Origin of the sequence: Rhodococcus sp. 4CII (genome assembly GCF_014256275.1) — a bacterium.
Lineage (GTDB): Bacteria > Actinomycetota > Actinomycetes > Mycobacteriales > Mycobacteriaceae > Rhodococcus_F > Rhodococcus_F wratislaviensis_A.
The window spans coordinates 3067501-3075000 of sequence record NZ_JACCFE010000002.1; the positions used below are offsets into that span (position 1 = coordinate 3067501).

Genomic DNA, 7500 nt, shown 5'->3' on the forward strand with positions numbered 1-7500 from the left:
CACACTGTTGAGTTCTCAAAGAACACGCACACACCATCGCTTCCGGCTCACTCGCCGTTCGCTCCGGGGCAACTTTTCCAGCTTATCTCATTGGGCTGACCGGCGCAAACCGGTACCCGCTGAAGACATTCCGGGGTTGAAGCACCACCATACACGATGGTGAACTTCGGATTGGCCAGGCACTTCGTACAACCTCGTTGCAGTCACCAGGTGGTGAATGTCGGTGTCCGTGTCGCTCTGACTTGGAATAAGTTACGCGAACCGACCGCAGTTTTCCAAATCGCCTGGTCGCGAGCATTTGGCGCCGAGCATTCGTGGATCTGCGAGTCTTGCCCGCGCTCGTCGTCGGATCAGATTGGTTGCACGCTGAGCCGGTTTCGTAGGTCCGTGATCGCGCAGGGTGAGGCAGTACGCCCAATGGCACTCTTTCCGTCGAGGGACACGCGATGTCGTCAGTCCCACTCCCGACGGCGCTGACGTCGTCCATAGGGATTGGAGTGCCGACCGCACTGTCTGCGGTCAGCGATGGCCGCTCGCATGGACGGCTGGGGGTGCGGGTGTCGAACGGGGCATGAGGCGCGGCGCTCTATAGGAGAACAGCCTGAACCGTCCACGCTCACGATCGGGGAAGACAAGATGCCCGTCGGGTCGACGGTCGTGAGTACGCGGAGAACGCGCGGCTCGAGGAAGTGACTGTTCAGGCCGTGATCTGCTGCGAGCGCAGAAATCCAATCCAAATCGACACTGTCACCGCCCTTCCCCAAGCTCTCGGGCATCCCCGGCCCGAGAGCGGATCAGTGAGTTCAGGGAGGTACCCCACGATGCTCCAGGGCCGGGTGGGCGGGATCGGGAACATCTGGCGACCCACGTCTCCCACTGCCCGCCGGCCTGGCGGATCGCGTATGCCGACACAACACAGATGACGGCGCTGATGTTCGCCGACCCGGCTACGCGATGCCCCGGGCCGGTCGAAGTGTCCGCGTACTACCGGAGCACGGCTACCCGGTCGTCGCCTTGCAGTATTCCGGCGACGCCACCAGGCTTCGCCTGAGGAGTTGCGAAGAGCCGCAAACTATTGCGCCGCAGTAGATTTGGCGAGGTGGCCGTCAACGCATGCTCGCATCATCGGGAGTCTCCGCCTCGTGGATGGGCGTTGCCCGGTGCCGGCTGACGAGGGAGTGCAGGTGGTCAAGCCTGTGGAGGGGATCCGCCTCAGGGCACTCCCAGTCGACGCGTCGAATCTCGATCCGTCCCGCCGTGACGATTCACTCCTCGCCAGCCTGTGGTTCGAACACCCCTGGTGAAGGAGCCGAACGAGGGCGATGCGATCGGGAAGATCCCGACACCGAAGCTCGCTCCCCGCCCGCCTGAGTAGCAGGTCGAAGGCAAAAGTTCGACCGATTGGCGCACGAGTTCACCGGCGAGCGCCGTACCGGATGGGTTGCTGGTGGTGGATCCGGCGATCGGGATGACGCGATCGCGGTGGTAGGGCAAGGGGCCGGTGGAAGCGTCGCCCGCGGCGGTGAAGGTTGAGATCGCGAAGCTGGAGTTTCTGCGTGGGACGGACGTGCACACCGTGGATGTGTCGGTATTGCCGGCGAAGCGGCACAGGTTCTGGCCGGCGTGAGCTGCCGGTTGACCGCGCAGGCGTTGACCCGGCGGGAGCCGGGGCGGCGGTATCCAATTTCGGCTTGTTCGATCTGCTGGGGTTGCAGCTCTCGCCCCGGATCCGGGACCTGGGCAAGATCACCCGGTACCGGGCCGGATCGAAATCCGAGGCTGCGTCGGCGTTCTCGCTGGCCGGGCCGCTGCTGACCCGGCGCGCCGATCTCGACCTGGTCGCCGCCCACGGGACGATTTGCTGCGTTTGGCGGGGTCGTTGAAGTTCCGGCACGCCACTGCCTCGCTGCTGGTCGGTAAACTCTCGGCGTCCAGTCGCCAGAACGCGTTGGCCGCGGCGCTCGAGGAGTACCGGGCGCTGCGGAGAACGATCTACGCTGCCCGCTACCTGTCCGCCCCGGCGTATCGGCGCAAGATCTCCCGGCAGCTCAACAAGGGCGAGTTGCCGAGCGCTTTGAAGCGGGACCTCCTGTATGCGCACGAGGGCATGGGTGCGCGCCCGTCGTTTGGATCAGCAGACCGAGCAGGCGTGGTGCCTGACCCTCGTGACGAACGCGGTGGTGACCTGGACGACCGAGTATTACGGCCTGGCGTTGGAGTCGATGCGCGTCGCGGACCGGCGCGTCGAGAACGAGGTCCTGGCCCACATCTCCCCGGCGCACAGCTCGAACATCAACTTCTTCGGCGAAATCGAGGTCGACATCGAAGGCGAACTCGCCCAGATCGGCCGCACCGGCAACCGGCCACTACGGGTGCGCGACACCCTCTTCTGACCAGGCCGTAACCGGCGGGCGGTGGGCGCGGCCGAAAGCCGCGCCCCTGCCCATCGAGTTACCGGCCGACCGGGTCGTTGCGATCGGCCGCGTCCTGCGCTCGGTCGTCGAATCCAACAACGAAACCGGCAACCAGTGATCTCGAGTTGAACTTGCGGCGGGTGAGGTGCTGGCGGATCGGGTGCCCGACCAGGGACAGCGATGCGCACACGCGGCCGGAGGCCCGATCTTGTGTCACTGTTCGCACTGGGCTTCTTCGCGTGCCCGCTCAGATCGGTCAACGGCGCACCCGATAGCGCAGGTGAAGCACCCGGTTGCCCTGAATCACCACGTCAGGATCCTCCAACAGGTGCTGCGCGTGGACCGACCCGAAGTAGCGCTTGCCGGACCCGAACACGACGGGCACGACGTCCATGCGCACCTCGTCGATCAGGCCCGCGGCAAGCACCTGGCCACCGACGTCGCCAGCGGCGACCTCGACCATGCGGTCACCCGCAAGCTCCTGCGCCTTGGCCACGGCTGCCTCGACGCCGTCGACGAAGTGAAACGGCGCCTCGGGGTCCCAGCCCTCGGGCTCCGGCCGGTGGGTCACGACGACCACGTGATCGATCCCGCCCGGAGGATTCCCGCCCCAGCCGTCAGTAATGTCGAAGACGTGGCGGCCGACGAGTGTCGCCCCGATCTGGTCCCAGTACGGCCGGATGTAGTCGTAGGACGTCTGCGACACGTTCAACTCGCCGCTCTCGTCCAACGGGACGTCACCGCTGGACAACCAGTCGAACAGCGGTCCGGGCTGGTCATTCTCGTCCGCGACGAAGCCGTCCACCGACACCGAGCTGTACATGACCACCTTGCCCACGGGGCTCTCCTCTGCTTCGGGGTGCCCCCAAATTAGCGTGTCATGAGCTGTCGCACTTGTAAGAAATCAATCGTCCGGCAGCGGACAGCCGTCCAGCGCGTGGCCGGGATGTTCGCGCAGGAACCGCCGCCGGACTTCGACGTGCCGGGTCTGCGTGAGCCCGGGGAACGCCCGGAACTCGTGGTCGAAGTAGCCTGCGCCACCGGCGAGATCGCCCCAGTCGATCGGTCCGGCTTGTTGATCGCGAACACGGGGGCGGCGAAGCGGTAGGTGCGGGCCAGCCGCTTCGGCTTGACGCCGATGAGCTCCTTGAACCGCTGCGCCAGATGAGTGCTGCTGACACCGGCGGCCACGCTCAGGTCGCCGATCGCCACGCCCCGTTGGTCGCCGCGATGACGCTGCTCGTTGGCGGAACAGACCCAGGCCGGTCGGTCTCGCACAGCCGTCGCATTAGCTCCCCCCTCGAGCAGCGTCAGTATCTCTTGCGGTCCGTATGCCGTGGCCAGCCGGTTTCGCAGCTCAGCATTGGCGGGCCGGCCCCAAACCTGCTCTACCGTCACCGGCCGATCACACAGCTCGGCCGCGGGCATCGTAAGGAACGGCGCCAGCCCCACGGCTTGAAGTGCACGCTGACGGACGGGGGTCCGGAGTGAGTAGCGAACTCCAACGCGCGGGTGGGCATATGATCACGCGGGGAGATCGCCCAGTGCGATTTCTGGTTGCCGCCGTCCACCCTGCCGGTCGATCACGGATAGTCGCGGACCCCGACAAAGCTCCCGGACTTGACGATGACCCGCGGCTATTCGCGTTGACTGTCGACTGTGTTGGTGCCCACCCGCGGCGCAGAGGATTCTTCGCAGGCTGGTGGCACCTCATTGACGCACTCGGTGCGGTGCCGCGGGTACTGATTTGGGACGGCGAAGGCGCGGCCGGGTGGTCGCGCCACCCCGCAAGTCCGAATGGACACAGGATTGCCAGAGCATCCGCGGCACCCCTCTTCAACTGGTAACTCACGGCGTGGTTGGCAGTGGGGAACACCGCCGCAAAATGAGTGGGCTGTGTACCAGCGAATCGGATGGACACCGACCGACGCGCGATGCTGACGCTGCCTCCTGTGCAACCGGGCACCGGATGGCGGCAGTCGACGCGGATGGCCCCCGATCACTACATTCGCCTTGACTCCAACGACTACTCGGTGCACCCGTCGGTGATCGGCCGGCGGATCGAGGTCACCGCCGACCTGGTCCGGTTGTGAGCCGGATGCGACGGCGCCCTGCTCTCCGATCCCGAGCATGCCGACGCTGCTGCGGCACTGCGCCATGACCGCATCACGCTGGTGCATCCGTCGGAAGACACCAAGGTGCAGATCCGATCCTGGGGCGACCGCGACGCCGCCCTCGGAATCGAGGACTTCGACTGAACGGTCGCCTGAGGACCGCGAACACCAGAACATCAGATCAGGATCCGACTGCGGAATTGAGCTTCCTCACCCGCGCTCGGAAGGCACCGCCCTCCGTGATGCTGCCGGCCGGTTAAACGATCCGGCCCGGTCCGAGAACTGGACCCACGAGGAGTTCCTGTTCGCGTGCTGCAGCGGGAGGTCTCCGCCCGGGAAAGCCACGGCGGTGAATCCCGGATCCGGTCGGCGCGTTTCCCAACCCGTAAATCGTTGGACGAGTCCGAGGACCGGCCGGCAGCGGGAAAACTCGCCTGGCGATCGGGCTCGCGATCCGCGCCTGCCAAAGCGGCCGCCGGGTCTTGTTCGTGACCGCCGCCCAATGGGCTACCCGGCCCGCCGACACCAATCACACCGACCGACTGGAATCGGAACTGATCAAACTCGGCCGCAATCCCTTGATGGTGGACGACGAGGTTGGCTACATCTTCTTCGAGGCAGAGGCAGCAAACCTCCTCTTCCACTCGTCGCGAGCCGCTCCGAACGCGCCAGTCTGCCGCCGAGGACGACCACAATCCACACCAGGAGGTCAATTTTCAGATGCCGGAAGCAGGTCAGACAGCTCGGGTAAAATCGCTCAAACCGCCAGGGCAAGGCGATAGCAAATAAACGGCGGTCGTAGACGCCGGCGACGAACCGGAACAGCAATTGGGTGTCGGTATCCCGGGCGACCCGACCGTGTCAGGGTTTGCGGCTTTCCTGTGCCGGCTGCCTGGACATCACTGGATTCAATTGCGCTCGAATCCATTCCAATCCGGCCAGAGCGCTCCGCCTCGACGAGCACCTATTCCGAATGCTGGCGCTCCGATATGTGTTTGTGCCGATCGCACAGTCATCGAGCGAACAACGGCGACGCATTGGTTGCTTCTCGACCGGCCCAGCGGTGCGACTGTCGCTGCCGACAGCGATGAAACCTGTTGTTGTGCGCACGATTCGATGCCCCGGAATGCCGAAAGCCCCCCAACGGTGTTGGGGGGCTTTCGGTAACGGATGTTCGGCGGTGTCCTACTCTCCCACACCCTGTCGGGTGCAGTACCATCGGCGCTGGAGGGCTTAGCTTCCGGGTTCGGAATGGGACCGGGCGTTTCCCCTCCGCTATGGCCGCCGTAACTCTATGAAACTGTCACACGGAACATCGGCGAAGATCCCACCACCCAGGTGGTGGTGTTCTTCGTGGTCTGCTCCGAAACGTGTGTTGTTTCAGATACCGCACAGTGGACGCGTAGCTTCTTTGTGGTAAGTCCTCGGCCTATTAGTACCAGTCACCTGCATCCGTTACCGGACTTCCAGTTCTGGCCTATCAACCCGGTGGTCTGCCGGGGGCCTTACCCCCTCGAGGGGGTGAGAAACCTCATCTTGGAACAGGCTTCCCGCTTAGATGCTTTCAGCGGTTATCCCTTCCGAACGTAGCTAACCAGCGGTGCTCCTGGTGGAACAACTGGCACACCAGAGGTTCGTCCGTCCCGGTCCTCTCGTACTAGGGACAGCCTTCCTCAAGTTTCTAACGCGCGCGGCGGATAGAGACCGAACTGTCTCACGACGTTCTAAACCCAGCTCGCGTGCCGCTTTAATGGGCGAACAGCCCAACCCTTGGGACCTACTCCAGCCCCAGGATGCGACGAGCCGACATCGAGGTGCCAAACCATCCCGTCGATATGGACTCTTGGGGAAGATCAGCCTGTTATCCCCGGGGTACCTTTTATCCGTTGAGCGACACCGCTTCCACTTGCCGGTGCCGGATCACTAGTCCCGACTTTCGTCCCTGCTCGACCTGTCAGTCTCACAGTCAAGCTCCCTTGTGCACTTGCACTCGACACCTGATTGCCAACCAGGCTGAGGGAACCTTTGGGCGCCTCCGTTACATTTTGGGAGGCAACCGCCCCAGTTAAACTACCCACCAGGCACTGTCCCTGAACCAGATCATGGTCCGAGGTTAGAGGTCCAATACGATCAGAGTGGTATTTCAACAACGACTCCACACTCACTGGCGTGAGCGCTTCACAGTCTCCCACCTATCCTACACAAACCGAACCGAACACCAATACCAAGCTGTAGTGAAGGTCCCGGGGTCTTTTCGTCCTGCCGCGCGTAACGAGCATCTTTACTCGTAATGCAATTTCGCCGAGTCTATGGTTGAGACAGCTGAGAAGTCGTTACGCCATTCGTGCAGGTCGGAACTTACCCGACAAGGAATTTCGCTACCTTAGGATGGTTATAGTTACCACCGCCGTTTACTGGGGCTTAAATTCTCAGCTTCGCTCCGAGGAGCTAACCGGTCCTCTTAACCTTCCAGCACCGGGCAGGCGTCAGTCCGTATACATCGTCTTACGACTTCGCACGGACCTGTGTTTTTAGTAAACAGTCGCTTCTCACTGGTCTCTGCGGCCCCACCCAGCTCACACTGCAAGAGTGATCACCGGACGAGGCCCCCCTTCTCCCGAAGTTACGGGGGCATTTTGCCGAGTTCCTTAACCATAGTTATCTCGATCGCCTTAGTATTCTCTACCTGACCACCTGTGTCGGTTTGGGGTACGGGCCGTGTGAAAGCTCGCTAGAGGCTTTTCTCGGCAGCATAGGATCACTGAATTCGCCTCATTCGGCTATGCGTCACCTCTCAGGCTGTGTGAATGGCGGATTTGCCTACCATTCGCCCTACAGGCTTACACCAGTATTACCACTGACTGGCTCAGCTACCTTCCTGCGTCACCCCATCGCTTGGCTACTACCAGATCAGGTCCCATGCATCCACGTCCAGGGCCCCCGAAGGGACGTAAGGACGCTTCAGGATGGTT

General features: G+C 63.1%; 3 protein-coding genes, 2 rRNA genes and 2 pseudogenes (1 of these 7 only partly in view). 3 read left to right on the forward strand and 4 right to left on the reverse strand.

The window, feature by feature from the left end:
* Window positions 1–1580 precede the first annotated feature (1580 nt).
* A pseudogene (locus H0B43_RS43145) lies at window positions 1581–2393 on the forward strand (Tn3 family transposase).
* Window positions 2394–2670: 277 nt separating this feature from the next.
* On the opposite strand, the gene H0B43_RS14910 reads toward H0B43_RS43145, so the two are convergent.
* A complete protein-coding gene (locus H0B43_RS14910; protein WP_185727212.1) occupies window positions 2671–3252 on the reverse strand; it encodes a dihydrofolate reductase family protein in 582 nt (193 codons plus the stop codon).
* A 32-nt stretch (window positions 3253–3284) separates the two neighbouring features.
* On the reverse strand, window positions 3285–3626 hold the full coding sequence (locus tag H0B43_RS40895; RefSeq protein ID WP_213015144.1) for a helix-turn-helix transcriptional regulator: 342 nt from the start codon (window positions 3624–3626) through the stop codon (window positions 3285–3287).
* Between the two features lie 701 nt (window positions 3627–4327).
* Between H0B43_RS40895 and H0B43_RS14920 the strand changes: the two genes are divergently transcribed.
* Together H0B43_RS14920 and H0B43_RS43150 are read left to right on the forward strand one after the other, a co-directional pair.
* Window positions 4328–4507, forward strand: a complete 180-nt coding sequence (locus H0B43_RS14920) for a Mu transposase domain-containing protein (RefSeq protein WP_185727211.1) — start codon at window positions 4328–4330, stop codon at window positions 4505–4507.
* Between the two features lie 173 nt (window positions 4508–4680).
* Window positions 4681–5204: pseudogene (locus H0B43_RS43150) on the forward strand (ATP-binding protein); the annotation flags it as partial.
* Window positions 5205–5700: 496 nt separating this feature from the next.
* Here the strand turns inward: H0B43_RS43150 and rrf are convergent.
* Both rrf and H0B43_RS14935 read right to left on the reverse strand, forming a co-directional pair.
* Window positions 5701–5817, reverse strand: a 5S ribosomal RNA gene (gene rrf / locus H0B43_RS14930).
* A gap of 123 nt (window positions 5818–5940) precedes the next feature.
* Window positions 5941–7500: ribosomal RNA gene (locus H0B43_RS14935) — 23S ribosomal RNA — on the reverse strand (it continues 1574 nt past the right edge of the window).